General features: G+C 62.8%; 19 protein-coding genes. 11 read left to right on the plus strand and 8 right to left on the minus strand.

The genetic code is table 11. The annotated features are described in order from the left end of the window. Nucleotides 1-28: 28 nt before the first annotated feature. A complete protein-coding gene (locus WH303_RS09225) occupies nucleotides 29-2,419 on the plus strand; it encodes a Tex family protein (protein ID WP_339518095.1) in 2,391 nt (796 codons plus the stop codon). 163 nt (nucleotides 2,420-2,582) lie between these two features. Then, on the plus strand, nucleotides 2,583-4,538 hold the full coding sequence (locus WH303_RS09230) for an AI-2E family transporter (protein ID WP_339518097.1): 1,956 nt from the start codon (nucleotides 2,583-2,585) through the stop codon (nucleotides 4,536-4,538). 57 nt (nucleotides 4,539-4,595) lie between these two features. Here the strand turns inward: WH303_RS09230 and WH303_RS09235 are convergent, their stop codons facing one another. Then, nucleotides 4,596-5,498: a LysR family transcriptional regulator gene (locus WH303_RS09235; protein WP_339518098.1), complete on the minus strand. Its 903-nt coding sequence runs from the start codon at nucleotides 5,496-5,498 to the stop codon at nucleotides 4,596-4,598. A 75-nt stretch (nucleotides 5,499-5,573) separates the two neighbouring features. On the opposite strand from WH303_RS09235, the gene WH303_RS09240 reads away from it, so the two are divergent. The 7 genes from WH303_RS09240 to ggt all read left to right on the plus strand — a co-directional run bounded on the left by WH303_RS09240 (nucleotide 5,574) and on the right by ggt (nucleotide 12,547). Then, nucleotides 5,574-6,755 carry an MFS transporter gene (locus WH303_RS09240; protein WP_339518100.1) on the plus strand — a complete coding sequence of 394 codons (1,182 nt, stop codon included), beginning with the start codon at nucleotides 5,574-5,576 and terminating at the stop codon, nucleotides 6,753-6,755. Nucleotides 6,756-7,022: 267 nt separating this feature from the next. Continuing rightward, complete coding sequence (dkgB, locus tag WH303_RS09245) at nucleotides 7,023-7,826, plus strand: 2,5-didehydrogluconate reductase DkgB (RefSeq protein WP_339518101.1); 804 nt, start codon at nucleotides 7,023-7,025, stop codon at nucleotides 7,824-7,826. Nucleotides 7,827-7,972: 146 nt separating this feature from the next. Beyond that, nucleotides 7,973-8,785 carry a M35 family metallo-endopeptidase gene (locus WH303_RS09250; RefSeq protein ID WP_084635920.1) on the plus strand — a complete coding sequence of 271 codons (813 nt, stop codon included), beginning with the start codon at nucleotides 7,973-7,975 and terminating at the stop codon, nucleotides 8,783-8,785. Between the two features lie 11 nt (nucleotides 8,786-8,796). Then, nucleotides 8,797-9,273: a hypothetical protein gene (locus tag WH303_RS09255; protein ID WP_339518104.1), complete on the plus strand. Its 477-nt coding sequence runs from the start codon at nucleotides 8,797-8,799 to the stop codon at nucleotides 9,271-9,273. A gap of 133 nt (nucleotides 9,274-9,406) precedes the next feature. Beyond that, nucleotides 9,407-9,931: a hypothetical protein gene (locus WH303_RS09260; protein WP_339518105.1), complete on the plus strand. Its 525-nt coding sequence runs from the start codon at nucleotides 9,407-9,409 to the stop codon at nucleotides 9,929-9,931. Between the two features lie 79 nt (nucleotides 9,932-10,010). Continuing rightward, entirely contained in the window at nucleotides 10,011-10,271 is a 261-nt protein-coding gene (locus tag WH303_RS09265) for a hypothetical protein (protein WP_043341505.1), read from the plus strand. Nucleotides 10,272-10,546: 275 nt separating this feature from the next. Then, complete coding sequence (gene ggt / locus WH303_RS09270; RefSeq protein WP_339518107.1) at nucleotides 10,547-12,547, plus strand: gamma-glutamyltransferase; 2,001 nt, start codon at nucleotides 10,547-10,549, stop codon at nucleotides 12,545-12,547. A 102-nt stretch (nucleotides 12,548-12,649) separates the two neighbouring features. Here ggt and phnX read toward each other — a convergent pair whose 3' ends face one another. The 5 genes from phnX to WH303_RS09295 form a co-directional block, all read right to left on the minus strand. Further along, nucleotides 12,650-13,486: a phosphonoacetaldehyde hydrolase gene (phnX, locus tag WH303_RS09275; protein ID WP_339518109.1), complete on the minus strand. Its 837-nt coding sequence runs from the start codon at nucleotides 13,484-13,486 to the stop codon at nucleotides 12,650-12,652. Between the two features lie 92 nt (nucleotides 13,487-13,578). Continuing rightward, nucleotides 13,579-14,712 carry a TIGR03364 family FAD-dependent oxidoreductase gene (locus tag WH303_RS09280; RefSeq protein WP_339518111.1) on the minus strand — a complete coding sequence of 378 codons (1,134 nt, stop codon included), beginning with the start codon at nucleotides 14,710-14,712 and terminating at the stop codon, nucleotides 13,579-13,581. Nucleotides 14,713-14,756: 44 nt separating this feature from the next. Next, nucleotides 14,757-16,478 carry a putative 2-aminoethylphosphonate ABC transporter permease subunit gene (locus WH303_RS09285; RefSeq protein ID WP_339518112.1) on the minus strand — a complete coding sequence of 574 codons (1,722 nt, stop codon included), beginning with the start codon at nucleotides 16,476-16,478 and terminating at the stop codon, nucleotides 14,757-14,759. Between the two features lie 81 nt (nucleotides 16,479-16,559). Continuing rightward, nucleotides 16,560-17,654: a putative 2-aminoethylphosphonate ABC transporter ATP-binding protein gene (locus tag WH303_RS09290; RefSeq protein ID WP_198424372.1), complete on the minus strand. Its 1,095-nt coding sequence runs from the start codon at nucleotides 17,652-17,654 to the stop codon at nucleotides 16,560-16,562. A gap of 137 nt (nucleotides 17,655-17,791) precedes the next feature. Continuing rightward, nucleotides 17,792-18,826 carry a putative 2-aminoethylphosphonate ABC transporter substrate-binding protein gene (locus WH303_RS09295; protein WP_339518113.1) on the minus strand — a complete coding sequence of 345 codons (1,035 nt, stop codon included), beginning with the start codon at nucleotides 18,824-18,826 and terminating at the stop codon, nucleotides 17,792-17,794. A gap of 221 nt (nucleotides 18,827-19,047) precedes the next feature. On the opposite strand from WH303_RS09295, the gene WH303_RS09300 reads away from it, so the two are divergent. After that, on the plus strand, nucleotides 19,048-19,494 hold the full coding sequence (locus WH303_RS09300; protein ID WP_021028390.1) for a ribonuclease HI family protein: 447 nt from the start codon (nucleotides 19,048-19,050) through the stop codon (nucleotides 19,492-19,494). Nucleotides 19,495-19,578: 84 nt separating this feature from the next. Here the strand turns inward: WH303_RS09300 and WH303_RS09305 are convergent, their stop codons facing one another. Further along, complete coding sequence (locus tag WH303_RS09305) at nucleotides 19,579-20,664, minus strand: DNA-binding protein (protein WP_339518114.1); 1,086 nt, start codon at nucleotides 20,662-20,664, stop codon at nucleotides 19,579-19,581. Between the two features lie 127 nt (nucleotides 20,665-20,791). Here WH303_RS09305 and WH303_RS09310 point away from each other — a divergent pair, with 127 nt between their 5' ends. Continuing rightward, nucleotides 20,792-21,889: a site-specific integrase gene (locus WH303_RS09310; RefSeq protein ID WP_339518115.1), complete on the plus strand. Its 1,098-nt coding sequence runs from the start codon at nucleotides 20,792-20,794 to the stop codon at nucleotides 21,887-21,889. A gap of 22 nt (nucleotides 21,890-21,911) precedes the next feature. Here the strand turns inward: WH303_RS09310 and WH303_RS09315 are convergent, their stop codons facing one another. Then, a complete protein-coding gene (locus WH303_RS09315; RefSeq protein WP_021028387.1) occupies nucleotides 21,912-22,733 on the minus strand; it encodes a heparan-alpha-glucosaminide N-acetyltransferase in 822 nt (273 codons plus the stop codon). Between the last annotated feature and the right edge of the window lie 157 nt (nucleotides 22,734-22,890).

Here is a 22,890-nt window from a genome sequence, read left to right on the forward strand (position 1 = left end):
CAGAGAAGCATTGGAGCGAGCGTAGAGCATGCAAAAAATCATTGCGCAGATTGCAGCTGAGCTGAAGGTTGCCGAATCGCAGGTGACATCGGCCGTGGAATTGCTGGACAGCGGGGCGACGGTGCCCTTTATTGCCCGCTACCGCAAGGAAGCCACCGGTGGTCTCGATGACACCCAGCTGCGGGATTTGGCAGAGCGCCTGACGTATCTGCGGGAGCTGCAGGACCGGCGCGAGACAGTGCTCAAAGCCATCGACGAGCAGGGCAAGCTGACCGATGCGCTGCGCCTAGCCATTGCCCGCGCGCCGACCAAGCAGGAGCTTGAAGACATTTACCTGCCCTTCAAGCAAAAGCGCCGCACCAAGGGCCAGATCGCCAAGGAGTTTGGCATTGAGCCGCTGGCCGACAAGCTGTTTGCCGACCCGAGCCTCGATCCGCAGCAAGAGGCCCAGGCCTTTTGCAAGCCCGCCACGGTGCTCGACGATGGCAAGCCCGGTCCGGATTTTTCCACCCCGCTGGCCGTGCTCGATGGCGTGCGCGACATCCTCTCCGAGCGCTGGGCCGAAGACCCGGCGCTGGTGCAAAAGCTGCGTGAATGGCTCTGGGCCGAAGGCCTGCTGCGCTCCAAGAAGGTGGACGCCAAAAACGAAAACGACCCCGAGGTCGCCAAGTTCCGCGATTACTTTGACTATGACGAGCCTATTGGCCGCGTGCCATCGCACCGTGCGCTGGCCGTGTTCCGCGGCCGCGCGCTCGAAGTGCTCGAAGCCAAGCTGGTGCAGCCCGAGCTGCAGCCTGGCGTGGCGCCCGAGCCGGGTCAGCCGAGCCTCGCCGAGGGCAAGATTGCGCTGCACCTGGGCTGGAGCCATGCCAAGCGCGCCAGCGATGACCTGATCCGCAAGTGCGTGGCCTGGACCTGGCGCGTTAAGCTCAGCCTGTCCACCGAGCGCGACCTGTTCTCCCGCCTGCGCGAAGACGCCGAAAAAGTGGCGATCAAGGTGTTTGGCGACAACCTGCGCGACCTGCTGCTGGCAGCGCCTGCCGGCCAGCGCGCCGTGCTGGGACTGGACCCGGGCATCCGCACTGGCGTGAAAGTGGCCGTGGTGGACCATACCGGCAAGCTGGTGGACACCACCACCGTCTACCCCCATGAGCCGCGCCGCGACTGGGAGGGCTCGCTGGCCGTGCTGGCACGCCTGGTGGAAAAGCACCAGATCAACCTGATCGCAATCGGCAACGGTACCGCCAGCCGCGAGACCGACAAGCTGGCCGCCGACCTGATCCGCATTGCTGAAAAAGCAGACAAGAAGATCGAGAAGGTGGTGGTGAGCGAGGCGGGTGCCTCGGTCTACTCGGCCAGCGAATTTGCGGCGCTTGAGATGCCCGATGTCGATGTCAGCCTGCGCGGAGCGGCATCGATTGCCCGCCGCCTGCAGGATCCGCTCGCCGAGCTGGTCAAGATCGACCCCAAGAGCATTGGCGTGGGCCAGTACCAGCATGATGTGAACCAAAGCGAGCTGGCCCGCCAGCTCGACGCCGTGGTGGAAGACTGCGTGAACTCGGTGGGCGTGGACCTGAATACGGCCTCTGCGCCACTGCTCAGCCGTGTCTCCGGCCTGTCGGGCACGGTGGCCAAGTCGGTGGTGCGTTGGCGCGATGCCAATGGCTCGTTCAAGAACCGCAAGCAGCTGATGGATGTGGCCGGCCTGGGCGCCAAGACCTTTGAGCAGGCAGCAGGCTTTTTGCGCATCCGGGGTGGTGACAACCCGCTGGACATGACCGGCGTGCACCCGGAAACCTATGCGGTGGTCGAGCAGATCATTGCGACGACCGGCAAGCCGGTGGACCAGCTGATGGGCCGGGGCGAGGTGCTCAAGAGCCTCAAGGCCGAGCGCTTTGTCAGCGAAAAGTTTGGCGCGCTCACGATCTCCGACATTCTGGGCGAGCTGGAAAAGCCCGGCCGTGACCCGCGCCCCGACTTTGTCGTGGCCCGCTTCAACGAAGGCGTGGAAGACATCAAGGACCTGCGCGAAGGCATGACCTTGGAAGGCACCGTGAGCAACGTCGCCCAGTTTGGCGCCTTTGTCGACCTGGGCGTGCACCAGGATGGCCTGGTTCACGTCAGCCAGATGAGCTACAAGTTCATCGAAGATGCCCGCGAAGCCGTCAAGACCGGCCAGATCGTCAAGGTCAAGGTGCTGGAAGTGGATGTGGAGCGCAATCGCATCAGCCTGACGATGAAGCTGGACGCCGCGCCCCCGCGCCGCGACGGCCCGCGTGACAACCGCTTTGAAGCGGCTGGCCGGGGCCAGGGCGGTGGCGGCCGGGGCGGCTACACCCAGCCCGCGCGCGCCAACCAACCTGCGCAGCAAAACGCAATGGCCTCGGCCTTTGCCAAGCTGCAGGGCCTCAAAAAATAAGCACGGGCTGATGGCCTGCGCGGACCGCAAGTGCCATTCGGCCTTGCGGTTTTTTATTGAGCGCGGCTAGCGCTTCAAAAATCGGCCAAAGATGACATCCGCCCGCCCGGAAATTGGATGTAATAGCAGCTGCGTAGTCCCTCCCCTCTGAGCCCTTGCCCCCATGCCACCCGACCACCCCGCGCCCGACGATGAGCCTGTAGCCCAGCCTGTTCCTGGGCCCAAGCGCCCGCTGGGCGAGACAGAACGCAGCGGCAGGCGCGCTGCGGGGCGCCGCCGCGCCGGGCTGTCCACCCAGGACACCCTGGCGCCGCTGTTGGCAATCGTGCCCGGCTTGCGTCTGATGGTGGGCATGGTCATCGCGGCGGTGGTGATTCTGGGCCTGTATGTGGGCCGGGATGTGCTGCTGCCGGTGGCCTTGGCAGCGCTGCTGGGATTTTTGCTGGACCCGGCGGTCAGCCGGCTCAAGCGCTGGGGCATGCCCCGGGTGCTGTCGGTGGCGCTGGTGATGGTGCTGGCCTTGGGCGCGCTGGGCGCGGGCGCTATCTATGTGGGCGGCCAGGTCACCAGCCTCAGCGCCGAGCTGCCCACCTATCAAAACACCATTCGCCAGAAGCTGCGCCATGTCAAACCCTATTTCAATGGCCCGGGTGTTTGGGATGGCGCCGTCAAGGTGCTCAACACCGTGGAGACGGAGATCGGGCAGGGCGATGCGCGCACGCGCCGGGTGCAGAAGGTGGAAGTGCAGGAGCCTGCCGTCAAGCCCATCCAGAAGGCGCTGGAGCTGCTGAGCAAGGTGGCCGAGCCGCTGGCCACCACCGGCATCGTGTTCTTGTTTGTCGTCTTGATCCTGCTGGACCGCAGCGGCCTGCAGGACCGGCTGCTGCGCCTGATGGGCCCCAACACCCATATGGCATCAGACGCGCTCGACGATGCCGCCACCCGCATTGGCCAGTATCTGCGCATGCAGCTTTTTGTGAACCTGAGCTATGGTGTGCCGATGGCTTTGGGGCTGTGGTGGATTGGCGTGCCTGGCGCGATTCTCTGGGGCATTTTGGCTGCGGTGCTGCGCTTTGTGCCCTATATCGGCCCGATGGCGTCGGCGGTGTTCCCGCTCACCCTGGCTTTTGCGGTCGACCCGGGCTGGAGCCTGCTGCTGTGGACCTTGGCCTTGATTCTGCTGTTGGAGCTGCTGAGCAACAACATCATCGAGCCCTGGCTGTATGGGGCCAGCACGGGCCTGTCGACCTTGTCCATCATTTTGGCAGCGACCTTCTGGACCGCGCTGTGGGGGCCTGTCGGCCTGATCTTGTCGACGCCGCTGACGGTCTGCCTGCTGGTGCTGGGCCGCTATATCCCGGGGATGGGCTTTTTGGAGATCTTGCTGGGTAGCCAGGCCGTGTTTGACCCGCCCGAGAAACTGCTGCAGCGCCTGTGGCGCGGCGATGTGGACCAGGCCATTGATGTGGCTTCGGAAAACATCGACCAGGCGCTGTCCCCCAAGCCCAGCCAGCATGAACAGGCCTTGGCTGTCACCCAGTTCTATGACCAGGTGGCCGTGCCCGCGCTGCTGATTGCCGCGCAGCAGTACCGCCATGCCGCCAGCCCGCCACAACGCCAGCGCCTCTCTGAGGCCGTGGCCATGCTGCTCAGTGGCCTGCAGCGCCACTACCGGCCCACCGCGCTTGCCCCGGTAACCGAGGGCAAGCCACCGGCACAGACCGTGGTCTGCGTGGGCATGCAGTGGGATATTGACAGGCATGCCGCCACCATGGCCGCCCATGCGCTGCGGCTGCACGGCGTGGACAGCAGCACCCGCGCGGTGTCGATCGAGACGGTTCTGCGCCAGGGCGATCTGTCCCTCTATGACGGGGTGCGCCACCTGTGCATCTGCAGCTTTCACTCCAATCCGCTGGGCAAGCTCAGCCAGATGTGCGAGAGCCTGCGCCTGCGCTGCCCGCAGTTGCACATCACCGTGATGCTGTTGGGCGCCCCGGGCCGTGGCCCCTTGCGGCCTGCAACGCTGGACAGCATGCAGGCCGATAACGCCGTCTACCAGATCAGCGAGCTGACGGCGCTGGTGGTGGGCCAAGGCCCATCGAATGAGGAGGCTCACTGATGGGCGCGCCCCAGCCGGGGAGAGCAGGGCAGCGCTGCAAAACTGGGGCGGCGCAGCTCAGTCGCTAAAGGGCTGCGCTCCCAGCGCGCCAATCACATGGTCGACAAAGCAGGTGATGCGCGAGGCCAGCGCCGTATTGCGGTAGTACACCGCATGGATGGACTGGCGCACATCGAGCAGCTGGTCGCCGAACAAGGGGACCAGCTGGCCGCTGTCGCGGTCTGCCCGGGTCATGAAGTCGGACAGGCAGACGATGCCAAAGCCCGCCAGGGCCATATGGCGCAGCGTCTCGCCGCTCGAAGATGCGATAGCGGGCTGGATGCGCAGCAGCTCGCCGCTGGCATCACGCAGCGGCCATTCATTGAGCGAATCGGGCTGGGTGAAGCCCAGCAATACATGCTGGGCCAACTGCTGGGGGCTGCTCGGGGTGCCATGGCGCGCCAGGTAGCCGGGGCTGGCCAGCACCCGGATGCGGCTGATGCCGACGGGCCGCGCATGCATGCTCGAATCCTTGAGCGCCCCAATGCGAAAGGCCACATCGCTGCGCTTTTCGATCAGGTCCACAATCCCTTCGTGCGAGTGCAGCTCCAGCTCCACCTCCGGGTACTTGGCGCGAAAGCTGTGGACCAGGGGCACCAGCACATGCAGCATAAAGGGCGTGGCCGCATCCACGCGCAGGCGCCCGGCGGGCCGTACACGCCGGGCGGCCATCAGCTCTTCGGCCTCATCCACCGACACCAGAATCGCGCGTGCCCGCTGCAAGAAGGCGCTGCCTTCTTCGGTCAGCTCCAGGCGGCGTGTCGTGCGGCGCAGCAGGGTGGTTTGCAGCTTTTCTTCCAACCGGCCCAGGGTGCGGCTGGTGGCGGACACCGTTTGGTCCAGCAACTCGGACGCTGCGGTGATCGAGCCGGTATCGACCACGGCCACAAAGGCCTGCAATTCATCGAGCGTGGTCTTCATTGTTGCCCTGGCGTCAAAAGATTTTGGTGGCGATCGTACTTAATCTGCAAATATTAGCAGGGCACACTAGAGGCTATGAAGTCTTCCGCTGTTTTGTTCGCCTTGGCCATTGGTGCGTTCGCCATTGGCACGACCGAGTTTGCCCCGATGGGGCTTTTGCCCGTCATCGCCCAGGGTGTCGATGTCAGCATTCCCACGGCGGGCATGCTGGTGTCGGCCTATGCCGTGGGCGTGATGCTGGGTGCACCGGTGATGACCTTGCTGTTCAGCCGCTTTGGCCGGCGCGCTGCACTGGTCACCCTGATGCTGATTTTCACCGTGGGCAATCTGCTCTCGGCACTGGCCCCTGGCTACACCACCTTGCTGCTGTCGCGCCTGGTGACCAGCCTCAACCATGGGGCTTTCTTTGGCATTGGCGCCGTGGTGGCGGCCAGCGTGGTGCCCAAGGACAAGCAGGCCAGCGCCATTGCGGCCATGTTCATGGGCCTGACGGTGGCCAATATTGGCGGTGTGCCCGCTGCCACCTGGATCGGCCAGCAAGTGGGCTGGCGGCTGGCCTTTGCCGGCACCGCTGCGCTGGGCCTGATCACCATTGCCGCACTGTGGATGGTGCTGCCCAAGGGCGAGGCCGGCACACGCCCTGATGTGCGCCGCGAGCTCAAGGTGCTGACGCGCCCCGAGGTGCTGCTGGCCATGGGCACCACGGTGCTGGGTGCCGGCTCGATGTTCACGCTCTACACCTATGTGGCCCCGGTGCTGACCGAGATCACCCATGCGAGCCCCGGCTTCATCGCCTTTGCGCTGGTGCTGATTGGTGTGGGTTTCACCATCGGCAACAGCCTGGGCGGGCGCCTGGCCGACTGGTCGCTCGATGGTGCCACGCGCCTGATTCTGCTCGCCCTGGCCCTCATCATGCTGGTGCTGCCCTGGGCGCTCGGCAGCCATCTGGGCGCAGGCATTGGCCTGGTGGTGTGGGGTGCAGCCGCCTTTGGCATGGTGCCTCCGGTGCAGATGCGGGTGATGCAGGCCGCCGCCGAGGCGCCGGGCCTGGCCTCGTCCGTCAATGTCGGCGCCTTCAACCTGGGCAATGCCGTCGGCGCCGCCTTGGGTGGTGCTGTGATCGGCCAGGGCCTGGGCTATGCAGCGGTGGCCTGGGCAGGCGCGGCGCTCGCGGCGGGCGGGCTGGGCCTGGTGTTGATCCAGGGCCGCATGCGCCGTGGGCAGGCTGGTGCTGCAGCGGCGGCGGGCCATATCTAAACATTGCTATGTGGGCCTACGGCTCCTCGTGCAGACCACAGGCTGCGCGAGGAGCTTTTTTGCTTTCTAGGCCTGGTGAAGCCGCGCAAGGAGCAGGGTAGGGCTTGATAGTTGATATTTCTTCAAAAGAATATTGTTGGTCCAGGGCTTTATCTGCAAGGATGAAAAGCGCAAACTGGCCGCCAATGCGATCAAGACCTGGTTGCTGATCCAAGCGCTGCAGGTCTGCCGCAATTTTCTTCCCGAATTTTTCCCAAGGAGTTTTTCATGTCTATTCCTCGATTTGGCGTTGGTACTTTCCGTCTGCAAGGGCAGGTAGTCGTCGATTCCGTGCGCAATGCGCTGGAGCTGGGTTACCGGGCGGTCGATACCGCGCAGATCTACGGCAACGAAGCCGAAGTGGGCCAGGCTATGGCCGACAGCGGAATTGCGCGCGAAGCGCTGTTTGTCACCACCAAGATCTGGACCAACAACTACAGCCAGGCCAAGCTGATCCCTAGCCTCAAGGACAGCCTTAAAAAGCTGCGCAGCGACTATGTGGACCTGACCCTGATCCACTGGCCCGCCCCCGGCAATGGTGTGGAATTGCAAGAGTTCATGACCGCGCTGGCCGAAGCCAAGGCCCTGGGCCTCACCCGCCAGATCGGTATTTCCAACTTCAATATCGACCTGACCCGCCAGGCCATTGCCGCCGTGGGAGCAGGGGAGATCGCCACCAACCAGATCGAGCTCAGCCCCTACCTGCAAAGCCACAAGTTGACCGCTTTCCTCCAGGAGCAAGGCATTGCCGTGACCTCGTACATGACCCTGGCCTACGGCAAGGTGCTGAAGGACCAGCTGCTGGCCGAGATCGCCAACAAGCACCAAGCCACCGTCGCCCAGGTCGCCCTGGCCTGGGCGCTGCAACTGGGTTACGCCGTCATCCCGTCTTCGACCAAGCGCGAGAACCTGGCCAGCAACCTGCTCGCCCAGCAACTGGTGCTCGATGCCGAGGACATGGCCCGCATCGCGCAGCTGGAGCGCAATGGCCGTGAGGTGAATCCTGAGGGACTGGCTCCGATCTGGGATTGAGGCCGTAATAGCGCTACTACTCAAAGGCCTGCCTAAACGCAGGCCTTTTTTCATCTAAATCCTCCATGGTCAATTCCCTAAAACTATGATTGATTTAATTCTCATAGCGTATATTCTTTGGACTGAATGATCAAAAGGGGTATGTCATGCCATTTTTTAAAATTCCGGGGCCTCTCAACGGCATCGCACCAATGCGAAAATTTTCAAGAGGGGGAAGTATAAATTTGGATCAGTCACCAGTTTGGCACCAAGCACCTCAGCTGGGTTGGCATGATCATTTGCTTATTCATGAAAACTATAGTGTAGCAAATATTGCATATAAGAAGCCGGGTACCCACGAACTCCCTCAAGATGCAGCACCTCGATTTACAGCGCTTGGAAGTGATAGTCTTGAAGACGAGCGCTTTGCGGAGCACATCATGGGTCTGATAAAAGAGGCCATCGCTTTCACAGAAATACGCCACTCAAGTTTGAGTCGCTGGGATTCTGAGGCAAAAGCATTGACCCAGTACTGGTTTGGTAGCGCTGAAGGCGACATCCGAGACTATCTGCTTCCGATTGTAAGCTCTGTCCTCCGAGTGCTTCGTGGCTTGAGGGTAGAGGATTTCCTTCCCTACGACACGGCCCATACTAGACTAGTAGGATGTTCTGGTCATATAGATCCAAGCGCCGATGCTGCTGTCTGCCCGATAGATACCATGGGCCACAGAATTCTCTTAGCATCTGAGTTCTTTAAGAAAGATCCTTTCAATAGGATCTATGGTACTCAAGAGTTTCTCCCGAGAGATTCTCAGCTATCAATTTTGCTGCACGAAATAACCCATTTTCGTGACGTGGCTGCATCAAATGATAGTTATTATGGGATTCGAAATGCGAAATCTATTTCAGATAAAACGAACCAGGCTAAGATTAATGCTGACTCGCTCGCAGCTTATATTCTTGGAATCAAAATTAAATAACAGACATTTAAATGAATAATTGTTCCAAGATATCCAAATTAGCCATAGGTCTATTGCTTTGGGTATCGACCTATGCAAGCGCATGCAGTCTCGGCGACCGGATGGTCACTCTGCAGTTAGACGAATCTAGCTCGGGTATAGGAGCTAAAAATGCCCGTGCTTTGGCCGAGTGGTTTATCAAGTGGCGTGACGGTTTGGGTATTGAATCGATGATCGTGGTTGCGCCAGCAATGAAGGCCCATCGGGAGCTAGCATTAGCACGTCTACACAACATCGAACTAGTACTTACTCTCCTAAATACAGGAAACGCTCAAATCACTTACGAAGTGGAACCGAGAGAAGACGGATTTTCGGACGAAAAATACCTGAATTCGGTCGATCTCAGCGTACAGCCGGCTTGTATTAAGACCGGCACATGCTGTCACGACTATCGGGCCGAGCAGTCGGTGGAAAAAGAGTCTGGGCAAGTCAAAGCAGGGCGCCCATGAATCAGATGCGAAGCGGGGCTATTGGTCAGTGGACAGCACGATGGCTCGAAGGCCTGATCAGTCGCAGGCCTTTTTCTATGCGGGGAGCAGGGCGACTCGCTAGGATGCGCGTCAAGAATGCGTAAGGAGATGTATGCGATTTTTGATCGTGCTGGGCCTGCTGCTGGCAGGCTCAGCCGGTGCCCAAGAGGTCTACCGCTGCGGCAATAGCTATAGCTCCGAGCCCTGCAAAAATGCCAAAACCATTGATGTCACGCCCGCAGTCAGCAACCCGGATGGACCACTGACCCGGCTGATCTACCTCTGTAAACGACCCGACAAATCCGAGCTGTGGTGGATCGACCGGCCATGTTCCCAGGAGCGATGGGACCTGGTCGAGAGCGTCAGAGTGCCGAGCAATATGGACTGGAAGACCCAAATGGCCATCGCCCAACGAAAACGGGCGGACGATGCTCGCCGAACTAGCCAGGCCCGTCATCACTACCATTCGGCTGCGCCTGGCAGCGGACGATCGAACGAAGCGCGTTGCGAGGAATTCAAGCAAAGGGTGGAATATCTGGATTCCGCCGCCAGAGTTGGCGGTACCGCGCGCAAAATGGAATGGATCCGAGAGGAACGGCAACGCGCGCGGGACGAGCAATTCCGGGCCCGGTGCTGAGGTTCCTGTTACAGCGCTTGCATGCGCTGAAGGGTTTCAGACCCGCACGCAGCTACACTGCGCGGCAGGAGGAACGGCCATGGATTGGGCAAGACTGCAGATGGAGATAGACCGACAGCTCGCTTGGATGCTTTTCTGGTCATTGATCGCTACCGTGATCTCGTTGTGGGTCGGTTATGAGCTGTTGAAGGCAGCGATCAAGAACGGCATCAATGCCTCAAACCTGGGCGACCGCCGTAGATTGATGCAAACAGCGCAGCCGCCGGTGGCGCCGGCTGGCTACCGCTGGGTGCTGGTGAAGGATGACAAGTCGGGGGCTGACATACGGCCAGAGCGCTGAGACACAGAGTTTGCGCGTGTCCAGGCAATGGTGCTGGTGTTGCTGCCACGATGCCTTCTCATCAATACCTAGCTAATTGATACGATGTATATTATGTTAAGTCACATTTCTGCCTAGCCAACAGACCAGCACCGAACCAGGAACCTCTCACCGGCCCCGCCGGGGCAAGGCGGTCAATTTGTTGCCAAACCGAGGGTTAACCACGGCTTATACAGCGTCTCGATGATTCGTTTTGCTAAGACAATTTCCTGTCAATTGATCCAAGGAAAAGTTATATGAAAAACGAAAAATCGCTGCGCGCCGTACCTGCGCGCTACAGCATGGCGGCATTGGCGGCGATCGTCGCGCTGACGATGACCGCCTGCGGCGGCTCCAGCCATAACGACCAAGACGATCTGGTGAGCACGGCTTGCGAGGCTGGCACGTCGGACGGATCGGTAGTGGTGGGCTCCGGTCTGCCGGGCGATCCTTCGTTCCCTGAGCTGGCTTCGGGCTACCGCACTGGCAAGAAAGTGGTCGAGGGCCATAAGTACATGGTGGTGACGGCCAATCCTCTGGCCTCCAAGGCCGGCTGTGAGGTGCTGAAGTCTGGTGGCTCGGCGGTGGATGCAGCGGTGGCCGTGCAGATGGTGCTGGGTCTGGTGGAGCCCCAGTCCAGCGGTATTGGCGGCGGCGCCTTCATGCTGTACTACGATGCTGCGACCAAAAAAGTGACGGCCTATGACGGCCGCGAAACCGCCCCTGCGGCCGCGACCCCAGATTACCTGCGCTACATCGACAGCGGCACGCAGACCACGCCGCTGCCCAGCGCCCGTGCCAGCGGCCGCTCCATCGGCACGCCGGGCGCCGTGCGCATGCTGGACCTGGCCCACAAGGACCACGGCGCCAAGCCCTGGAAGGACCTGATCCAGCCGGGTATCGACCTGGCCACCAATGGCTTCAAGATCAGCGGCCGCATGTCCGATGCTCTGGCCGGTGCCAAGACCGCGCTGCAGGCCGATGCCGATGCGCTGGCCCTGTATTTCAACGCCGACGGCTCGACCAAGGGCCTGGGGGAGACCTTCAAGAACCCCGCTTACGCAGCTACGTTGACCAAGATGGCGACCGGCGGTGCGGATGCGTTCTACACCGGATCCGTGGCACAAGGCATTGTCGACAAGATCGCCGTGACCCAGAACGTGACCACAGGCGCGCCTATCACCCCTGGCGTGACCACGATGGCTGACCTGGCTGGCTACCAGGCCAAGAAGCGCGATGCCGTCTGCACCACCTACCGCGCCAAGTACGTGATCTGCGGCATGCCACCACCCTCGTCCGGCGGTATTGCCGTGGCGCAGGCCATGGGTGTGCTGGAGAATTTTGACCTGGCCCCGCACAAGCCCACCGCGCTGGATCTGGAAGGCGGCAAGCCGACCGCCATGGGCGTGCACCTGGTGAGCGAAGCCGAGCGCATGGCCTACGCCGACCGCGACATGTATGTGGCCGACACCGATTTCACCCCCCTGCCCGGCCCGCTCTACAGCACCTTGCTGGACAAGAGCTACCTGAAGTCGCGCGCCGCGCTGATCTCTACCACCCAAAGCATGGGCACCGCGACCGCCGGCCAGTTTGGCAACACCCGTCTGGGTGTAGGCAAGGTGGCTGAAGCGGGCACCACGCACATGACCATCGTCGATGGCAAGGGCAACGTGGTCAGCATGACCACGACGGTGGAGGCCGGCATGGGCTCCTACCACATGACCCAGGGCTTTGTGCTGAACAACCAGCTGACCGACTTCTCCGCCGCGCCAACCTCGGCCGATGGTCTGCCGATCGCCAACAAGGTGGAAGCGGGCAAGCGCCCACGCAGCTCGATGGCGCCCACGCTGGTGTTTGACGCCACGGCGGACGGCCAACCTGGCGCTTTCAAGATGGCCACCGGCTCGCCTGGCGGCGCCACCATCATCCAGTTCGTGACCAAGACCCTGGTCGGCGCACTGGACTGGGGCCTGGATGCCCAGCAAGCCACCAACCTGGTGAACTTTGGCGCCTCCAACAGCCGCACCACCAACCTGGGCGGCGAGCACCCCAACATCAATGCCACCAACAGCGGTGACAACGATCCGCTGGTGCTGGCGCTGCGCGCCATGGGCCACACCGTGTCGGTCAATGCGCAATCCAGCGGTGTGGGCACGGTTATCCGTACCGCCAATGCGGCAGGCGAAGCCCGCCTGAGCGGTGGCGCCGATCCACGCCGTGAAGGTGTGGTGCTGGGCGATACCTACAAGGCCAAGTAAGCCTCGGGTTTCAGCAACGTCAAAGAGCCGCTGCGGGTTGATGCCTGCAGCGGCTTTTTTGCTGGTCGGCGCCCTGCTCTTGGCGCTTATCTGTTTAGCGCATCAAGCGGCAGCTTGGGCGGGCAGCTCCTGGCGCTGCAGGTGCTGGTTGATCTGCTCAATCACCGGCAGCAGGTCGGCCACGCTGTCGATCACAAAATGGGCGCCGGCGCTGCGCAGCTGTTCGCTGGCGCTGCTGCGGATGTCGGCTTGCTCATCCGAGCTCAGTGCTTGCCATTCGGGCAAGGACAGGCCATTGGCATTGCCGCTGACTGCCACACCAACCGTCCAGCAACCGGCATTCAGCCCTTCGGCAATGCCGACGCCGGTGTCGTCCACCTTGACCACGGTCGAGGCAGGCCAGACACCCAGATCGGCAAAACAGCGGTACATCATCAAGGGGCTGGGGCGGCCAGCGGCCAGGTCGCCGGCGCAGACGATGTTGTCTGGCGCGTAGCCGGCGCGGGCGGCGATGGGTTCGAGCACATCCATGATTGGGCGGTTGTAGCCGGTGGTGCTGCCGATCTTGATGCCGTCGAGCCGCAGGCGGTTGACCACTTCCAACGCGCCGGGGATGAAGTCGGTAAAATCACCGACCACGCGGGCGTTCATCGGCGTGAACACCTCGTAGAGATGGTCGATATCGTTGTTGGCCACCGGCTTGCCATAGCGGCGCTCCCACTGCGCTGCCACCTCGGGCAGCTGGCACAGCGCTGCAATATGGTCCCATTTGGCAGAACCCATTGGGCCCCGGGCCTGGGCAATGCTGATCTCGATGCCGAAATCCTGGAACAGCTGCACAAAGGCGCCCATCGGCGCGCGTGAGCCAAAGTCGACAATCGTGCCGGCCCAGTCAAAAACAACGGCTTGTACGCGTTGGGGGTTGTGAAAATTCGTCATGGTGTCCTCTGCCCCTTGGCCCGGCCACTGGCCAGGGTCCGTGTAGGGGCTGTCTATATAAGAGATGTGTCGTTCCGCGTGCCCGGCAACCCTTACCAATGGGCAAAGGTGTCGTGTGCCACGCCAAAGCCGGTGCTCGCGCCCGTGCCGCTGGTGACGATCGCCACGCGGGTGGCGGCGTCCGGCGCCTCGATAAAGCAGTCCGTGTGTGGGGCCGAGGGGTAGATGCCTACCCAGCGCTCGGTGACGCGGTAGTCGCCAATGTTCAATGCTTCGCGCATATGGCGCAGCATCAGCGCATCAACCTCGTCCTGCGCAAAGGGCTGGACGGAGGCGCCATAGTGGTGCGAATCGCCGACCACCAGGCTGCCGTCAGCGCTTTGCACGGCGATCAGGTGGATGCCATGGGCAAGGCTTTCGCCCTCTTCCTGCTGCAGTTGCTCGAGCAAGGCGCGCGCCTCGGGCAGCTTGCTGTAGCCGTGGTAGCGCACCAGGCTCAGGTCGCCCATCACCGATGCGTTCAGGCGCAGATTGCCAGCGGGCTGTACGCGCAGCATCTGCAGCTGGCACAGCTGCACCTTGTGTTTGGCAAACAGCGCGCTGTAAAGGCCATGGATGTCGGCATTGGTGCAGACCACCACGCGCTCGGCATGCAGTTGCCCCTTGGCCGTCACGACCTTGGGCGTGGCCACCTCCAACACCGCTTCGCCAAAGCGGAAGGTGACTTGCATCTGCTCGGCCAGCCAGCGCGTCAGCTGGGCGATCGCGTCGCGCGATTCGACCCGCAGGTCAATGGGGCTGTGCAACACGGCCTTGGCCTGGTCCAGCCGCAGCTCGGGCGCGTGGCGGGCGGCCTCTTCGGGGCTCCACAGTGTGCAATTCACACTCTGGGCCATCTCGGTGTGCATAAAGGCCTGCAACACATCCAGCGCCTTGTCGCGTGTCGCCACCAGGTTCAGGCCCTGGTGCTGCACCGTTATACCGGCCTTGGGCGCAAGCTCGGCCCAGACGTCGCGCGCATGGCGGGCGCGGCGCCAGGTGTCCCCTGCCCCCTGGCCGGTCACCGTCACAAAGCCAAAATTGCGGATCGACGCGCTCACGCAGGCGGCATCCCGGTCGACCACGCAGACCGTAAGGCCCCGGCGTGCCGCCTCATAGGCATGGGCGAGGCCCACAATGCCTGCACCCACCACAATCACATCAAAACTAGTGCTTCCCACCGTCATTCCTGTCTTTCCTGGTTCTCAAATCATCTTGTCCATCAACGCAATCAGCGCTTGCGCCAAGCCTGCGTGCGCTTGTTCAACCACCAGCCCAGCGCCTGGTAGAGCACGGTCACCACGCAGCTGATCGCGGCAATCATCACCGCCATCGCAGCGGCAGCGGCCATGTCGCCGGCCTCATCCAGGTTCAGGATCGCAACCGCGCCCAGGCGGGTTTCTGGCGAGTAGAGGAAGACGACGGCCGAGATCGTGGTCATCGCGGCCACAAAGAAGTAGCGCGAGACCTCCAGCAAGGCCGGCAGGCACATCGGCAGGGTCACCTTCCACAAGGTGCGGTAGAACGGCACCTTGAGCGAGGCGCTGACCGATTCAAACTCGCCATCAATTGACTTGAGCGCCGTCACCAGGGTCATATGGCCGGTGGTGTAGTAGTGCATCACCGTGCACAGCACCATCAAGGGCATGGTCTGGTACAAAAAGTTCAGCGGGTTGCCAGGGGCGTTGAAAAAGAAGATATAGCCCAGGCCCAGCACCAGGCCGGGCACGGCCATGGGCAGCATGGCCAGCATGCGCAGCACCGGGCGCAGCGCGGGCATGCCCTTGGTTTTTTCCAGCAGATAGGCGCCCATGAAGACCACGATGGGCCCGGCCACCGCAGCGCTCGCGGCCATGGTCAGGCTGTTGAAGACGGCGGTATCGACACCGGCATCGACCAGGCCGCTGGTGTAGTGGCTCAGGGTCAGGTCCAGTTGGTAGGGCCAGAACTGCACCAGAGATGCAAAGATGGCCATGCCGAACATGGCCAGCATCAGCGCGGCCAGCGTCCAGCACAGCAGGCTGCAAAAGCGGTCGGTCGCGGCATGGCGGCTGGGCTGCAGCACCACGGCGCGCGCGGTCAGCACCGCGGTCTGCTTTTTCTGCACCTGGCGGTCAATCGCATAGGTGATGACGGCAGGCAGCAGCAGCAGCAAGGCCACGACGGCGCCACGCTGGAAATCCTGCTGGCCGATCACCAGCTTGAACACATCGGTGGCGAGCATGTTGAAATTGCCGCCGATCACCTTGGGGATGCCGAAATCGGTGATCACCAAGGTAAACACCACCAGCGCGGCCGAGACAACGCCATAGCGCGCCGCGGGCAAGGTCACAGTCAGGAACTGGCGCGTGCGGCTGGCCCCCAGCGCGGTGGCGGCCTCGTAGAGGCGCTGGTCGCCCAGGGCCAGTGCGGTGATCAGAATCATCAGCGCATGCGGAAACGTGGCAAAGCACTGGGCCAGCACAATGCCGGGCGCGCCGTAGATGGTGTCAAACCCCAGCGCATTGAGCACGGACTTGAGCACGCCCTGGTTGCCAAACCAGTAGATCAGCGAGATGGCGGACAGCAGCGAGGGTGCCAGCAAGGGCAGCAGGCTGATGCTGCGCAGCAGGCCCTTGGCGCGGATGCCCGAACGCGTGATGGCATAGGCAAAGCCAAAGGCCAGCGGGATGACCAGGGCGGTGACCACCAGCGATACCCAGAGGCTGTTCCAGAGGCTGCCCAGCAGCGCGGGCGACTGGAAATAGCGCACAAAGCGCATGAAGACCGAGCCCTCGTCGCCCGAGGTGGGCGCAAAGGCCTGGCCCAGCAAGGCGGCCAGCGGTGCCAACAGGCCAAGCAGCAGCAGCGCGGTGATGGCGACCAGCGCCAGTTGCGCGATGCGGTCACTGGGCGCGGCATGCAGGCCGGTATGGCGGGGGAGCGCTGCGGGCGCTGAAACGGATGAGGTCATAGTGTGTCGGTAAGGCCCCGTGACCGGGGACATGGCCGCGAGCGGCCCCTGCCCCGGCGCTTGCCAGGGCAACGGCCGGGCTCAGGCGGCCTGGGCAAAAATCTTCAACTGCTGCGCATGGATGGAAAACTGCAACCAGCGCCCCACCTGGATATCGAGCTGCAGACACTGCGCCGGGCTCAGCTGCAGCTGCACATGGCGCTCGGGCAGACGCTGCACATCGACATGGACGATGCACAGCGCTCCGAGAAACTCCAGCTGCTCGACGACACCGGTGAGCACCGGCGCGCCATTGGGCGCAGGCGCGCTGCCGATGGGCGGCATGGCCGTGCAGTCATGCACGCTGCAGTCTTCTGGCCGCAGGTAGACATGCAGGCTTTCGCCGGGGCTCATGCGCGGCGCCTGCGGGCAGTACAGCTTGTGGCCTGCCAAGGTGATGCCGCCATTGCCGGCGGCCAGGGCCTGCAGCTTGTTGGCCTTGCCGATGAACTCCGCCACAAACGGGGTGGCCGGGCGTTGGTAGATGTCGCGGGGCGTGCCCACCTGCTCGACCACGCCATGGTTCATCACCACGACGCGATCGGCCATGGCCATCGCCTCTTCCTGGTCATGCGTGACCATGATGGTGGTGACATACAGGCGCTGCTGCAGCGCCCGGATCTCGTTGCGCAAGTGCACGCGCACGGTGGCGTCCAGCGCGGACAGCGGCTCATCGAGCAGCAGCAGGCCGGGTGACATCGCCAGCGCACGGGCCAGGGCCACGCGCTGCTGTTGGCCACCCGACAGCTGGGCCGGGTACTTGCCCCCGCTCACCGACAGGCCCACGGTGTCCAGCAGGCTTTGCACCTTCTGGGCCACCAGGGCCTTGGGTTGGCGCTGGCTGACGAGGCCATAGGCCACGTTGTCAGCGACCGTCAGATTGGGAAACAGCGCATAGGACTGGAAGACGATCCCGTAGTCCCGCTGGGAAGCGGGCAGTTGGGAGATGTTCTTGCCGTCCTGCCAGATCTCGCCGCTGGTCTGGGCTTCGAGCCCGGCAATCGCGCGCAGCAAGGTGGTCTTGCCGCAGCCCGAGGGGCCCAGAAAACATACCAGCTCACCACGGCGAATCTGCAGGTTGATCGACTGCAAGGCGGTAAAGCTGCCGTAGGACTTGTGCAGATGGCGAATCTCCAAAAAGGGCGGGCCACTCTCTTCGTTGCCACGGCGCAAGCCCTGCTCGGCGGACTCGAATGCATACGAGGTATCGCGCACGGGCGTGGTCTGCGCCGCCTGGCCCTGCGCTACTGGCAAACGCGCTGTCTCCCTGTCACTCACTTCTTGGCCTCGCTCTTGGCGTCGTAACGCTTGGTCCATTCGGCCAGCACGCGATCGCGGCTGTCGGCCATCTTGGAGAAGTCCAGCGGAATCAGGCGCGACTCATAGTCGGCAGGAATATTGGCCAGCTTGGGTGCAACGCCGGGCATGGCGGTAACGGCAAAGTTCTTGCCGTACAGCTCCATCGCCTCCTTGCTCACGGCCCAGTCCACCAGCTTTTGGGCGGCATCGGCGTGCTTGGTGCCCTTGTAGATGCTGATGCCTTCCAGATCCCAGCCCAGGCCTTCCTTGGGAAACACCAGCTCGATCGGTGCACCCTTGGCCTTGTTGGCGTGCGCGCGGTATTCAAACGAGATACCGGCGACATACTCGCCCTGGGCGGCCATGTTGCAGGGCTTGGAGCCCGAGTGGGTGTACTGCGCAATGTTCTCGTGCAGCGCATCCATGTACTTCCAGCCGCCGCCGTTGCCGTTGTCGTCGCCAAACAGCTGCAGCCAGGCAGCGACATCAAAGTAGCCAGTGCCGCTCGAGGCGGGGTTGGGCATCACCACCTGGCCCTTGAACTCGGGCTTGGTCAGGTCTTGCCAGCTGGTGGGCATGGGGATGTTGCGCTTCTTGGCTTCGACGGTGTTGAAGCAGATGGTGGCGCCAAACACGTCCATACCAACCCAGTGGGGTGGGTTCTTGCTGTCGCGGTACTTGGCGGTGATCGCCTCCAGACCCTTGGGCGCATAGGCTTGCAGCATGTCGTTCTTGTCGAAAATCGCCAGGCTCGATGCCGCCACGCCCATGATCACATCGGCCTTGGGGTTGGCTTTTTCGGCCAGCAGCTTGGCGGTGATGACGCCGGTGGAGTCACGCACCCATTTCAGCGCGATGTTGGGGTGGTTCTTGTTGAAGGCCGTCTCATAAGCCTTGAGCTGGTCCATCTCGAGCGCCGTGTAGACCGTCAGTTCCGTCTTTTGGGCATACACCAGGCCCGTTGCTGCCATGGCGGCAGCTGCAGCCACCAGCTTTTTCCAGTTCTTCATTGCGTACTCTCTCGCCTGGGTTAATAGGATCGATGGAGTATCGGAAGCCTTTGTGACAATGGCATGGCGGATTGGCGAATCTTGGATGACACAGACGTTCGTCATATTGACGAGGCATTTGGGCTGTATCGCAGGCGCTACAGTGACCTGGCATCCTGCGCCTGAAGGCCGCCATTCCCAGTGGTCCTGCGCTGGATTGGGCGCCACTTTATGCTGCTCGCATGACATCAGCCACCTGGATCGCCTATATCGACGGCAGCGCCCTGCCCAACCCGGGGCGCATGCGCATTGGCGGCATTGCCTATGCGCCCGATGGGGCGAGCCACCGCTTTAGCCAGGCACTGGGCCATACCGGCTGCAACAACGAGGCCGAAGCACTGGCCGCCATCCATGCCCTTCAATGGCTGCAAGGCATGGGCGCACGCGAGGTGCTGCTGCACACCGACAGCAGCATTCTGGCCGCGCAAATGGCAGAGCCCGCCGCCAAGCCGATTGCCCGCTTGGCTGCACTGTATGAACAGGCCCGTTCTCTGCGTGCCGGCTTTGCACAGCTGGAGGTGCGCTGGGTGCCGCGCCACAAGAACACCGTGGCCGATGCCTTGGCGCGCGGTGAAGTGGCGCTGGCAGACGATGCGGTAGATGCGGCAGCGATGAGCAGCATGGCCTGATCGGGCCTGGTGGTGTTTTATCTGGCCTTGGCTGGATTTATCTGGTTGACGCTCGCCTGAGGCGAGACCCGCAGTGCAGACGGCCTAGTTTTTGCCACGCAGGCGCGAGCCCGGCAGCCTGCGCAGAGGCCGGGCCGCTGGCGCCACGCTGCGCATGGAGCGGCGGCCGTTGCCTGCCCCAGTGTCTGCTGCGGCGATAGAATCCCCTGCCCTGCCCGCTTGGGCCTGCTCCAGCCGCAGCTGGGCCAGCGCAGTCTCATGCTGATGGCTTTGGAGCGCCATGGCCTGCGCATGGGCTGCCTGCGCGCTCTGCAGCTGGTGCTGGAGCTGCTGCACCTGGGCCTGCGCCTGCTGCAGCTGCGCGGCTTGCTGCTCACGCTGGCCCTGCAGGGTCTGGCGGTCCTGCTGCCATTGGGCTTCGAGCTTGGCCAGCTTTTCTTGCTCGGCGCGCTGGGCTGCCATCGCCTGCTTGGTGTCCTGGCGTGCGCGGTCAAGCTCTTGCAATGCCCTGTGCTGCTGCAGCTGGGCGCTGTGCTGCAGCTCGCGCAGCTGCTCGGCATGGGCCAGGTCGGCCTCATCGCGGGCTTTGCGGTTGGCAAACAGCTCCTGCTCCAGCGCCTGCAGGCGCTGCTGCTGGGTGGCCGCAAACTGGTCCTTTTGCCGGCCGGCCTGCTCCAAGTCAGCCAGGCGCCCGCTTTGCATCTTGATCTGGGCATGGGCCACGGCGAGCGCCTGCTCGGTGGCGGCGCGTTGCTGGGCCATCAGGCTGCGCTCTTGCGCCAGGGCTTGCTGGGCCTCGTCCAGCGCTTGCTGCTGCGCCTGCAGATCTTCGCGCACGGGCTCCAACAGCGCATCTGCCGCTTGCGCCGCCTGCGCTTGCACCTGCTCCCAGAGTTGCTGCAGCGCCTGCACCAGCACGGGCGGTAAGCCTTTGCCAACGGCGCTATCAGGCTCGCCATTGAGGGCGCTGCCCCCTCCTCCCGCCCCCAGGCGCGGTCCCAAGGTGGCAAACCAAGCCTCCAGCATGGGGCTTACCGTATTGGGCGAGCCGCGGCCAATCTTCTGGCGCACCCGCTCAATCGTTGGCCGTTTGCCCTCCAGCAGCAGCGCATCGGCCGCCTGCCAGACATCTTCTTTTTGTACGCTGCGCGTGGCACGCGAAATTTCCATTTTTTGAACCCTTTTCCGATTACTATCGATAAGAGATTGTTATCGCAAGTAATCTGTCTGTTGTGTGTAATATATCATACATAGCATGTAATATTTAATAAATATGAAGTCTTACGCCCCTCTTCCTATGCCGGTAGATACAGATTTGCTGCCCGCTGCACCGCCTGGCGCCGCGCCACTGCAGCCGGAGCTGCTGTCCGCATCGGCGCAAGACGCATTGCATGCCTTGCGGCTGGAAGCTGCATCCGAAAACACCACCAACAGCTACCAAAGCGCTCTGCGCTACTGGGCCGCCTGGTACTGGTTGCGTTATGGCCAGGCCATTGCCCTGCCCTTGCCGGCCAATGTGGTGCTGCAGTTTGTGGCCGACCACAGCGAGCACCTGGGCGCGCAAGGCGCGCAGTCCGGCCTGCCGCCGGCGCTGGACGCGCAGCTCGTGCAACAAGGCTTCAAGGGAAAACGGGGGGCGTTGGCGCATTCCACCCTGGTGCACCGGATTGCGGTGCTCTCCAAGGCGCACAGCCACCAGGCGCTGCCCAACCCCTGCCACAGCGCCGAGGTACGCGAGGCACTGCAGCACCTGCGCAAGGCCTATGCGCGCCGGGGCATGCTGGAGCAGAAAAAGGCCGCCCTCACCCGCCCCTTGCTGGAGCAGTTGCTCGCCACCTGTGATGACAGCTTGAGGGGGCGGCGTGACCGCGCCTTGCTGCTGTTTGCCTGGGCCAGTGGTGGACGCCGGAGATCAGAGGTGGCGGACGCGCGCATGGAATGGCTGCAGGCCATGGGCCCGGGCCAGTATCTCTATGACCTACGCCTGTCCAAAACCAACCAGAGCGGTTCCGCCCGGCCAGAGAACTTCAAGCCCATCGTTGGCGTGGCCGGCGCAGCACTGGCCCAGTGGCTGGAGGCCTCGGGCATCCACGAGGGCGCTATATTTCGACGCGTGTTCAAAAACGGCCAGGTGGGCGACGCGGCACTGAGCGCGCTGTCGGTCAACAACATCGTCAAGGAGCGCTGCGCGCTCGCGGGCGTTGAGGGGGATTTTTCTGCGCACTCGCTGCGCTCGGGCTTTGTGACCGAGGCCGGCCGCCAGAACATGGCGCTGGCCGACACGATGGCGATGACTGGCCACCAAAGTGCGGCGACGGTGCTGGGTTATTTTCGCGCCGAGGCACCGCTGGCGAACAAGGCAGCGCGTCTGCTTGATGACCCGCAGGCGGACTGAGCCTGCAGCGCAGTGCTTTGGCTCAATCCAGTGCGGTAGGCAGCAACAGCACCAGCAGCATCAAACCGCCCAGCAGCACCAGCTGGTGCAGCATGTAGTAAGGCAGGCTGTGGCGCCCCAGCCAGGCGAGGCTGCGGCTGGCCCAGCTTTGCGCAGGCCGCGCCAGGTAGCCCGGCAGCCAGGCACCGGGCTTGGCCATCTGCTGGCGGCCAATACCCAAGCCCAACAGCATCACACCCAGCCAGGGCAGGATCGGAACAAAATCCTCGGTGGCGGGTTTGCGCGTCACCAAGCCCAAGGGGCTGAGCGGCTTGGTGTTGAGCCACTCGACGAGCGCGGTAGGCAAGCTGCTGGCCGCATAGTGGTAGAGGCCTGGCGCGAGCATGCAAACTATCGCCAGGCACAACAGCAGGCGGTTGCTGCAGCCCTGCAGCAGGCGCAGCAGCAACAGCATCACCGCCATGCCATGGAGCACGCCAAAGTAGATAAAGCTGTTGGGAAACACCAGGTAGGAGCCGGCGCTGACCAGCAGTGCACAACCTGCCACCTGCGCCCAGCGCCGGTAAAACCGGGTGGCGCTGGTCTGCTTGCTCTGGGCTGCGGCTTGGGCCAGGCCTGCGCACAGCAGGAACAGGCTGACAATGGCGCTGCGCTGCCAGGTCCAGACGGGGTTGTGGTAGAAATCCTGGCGCCACAGCTGCAGATGGCTCAGATCAAAGCAGAGGTGGAAGACCGTCATCCAGACCATTGCCAGGCCTCGCAGCACATCCAGGTGGTCCCAGCGATCGCGCGGCGCGCGGGGCTTTGAATCGGCGTAGGTGACAGGGTGGAACTGTGTGGGCATAGATCAAACACGGAGGCTGCGCTATCGTGCCACATCTGCACCGCAGCTGCTGCCTGGCGTTGTTGGCAAGCAGCAAACCCAGCCACCGTTTTCAAAGATTCCAATATGAAAAAGCCTGTCGCATTTGCATGCAACAGGCTTTTAAATAATGGTCGGA

It is taken from the genome of Comamonas sp. MYb69, assembly GCF_037479315.1.
In the GTDB taxonomy this organism is placed as follows: Bacteria; Pseudomonadota; Gammaproteobacteria; order Burkholderiales; family Burkholderiaceae_C; genus Comamonas.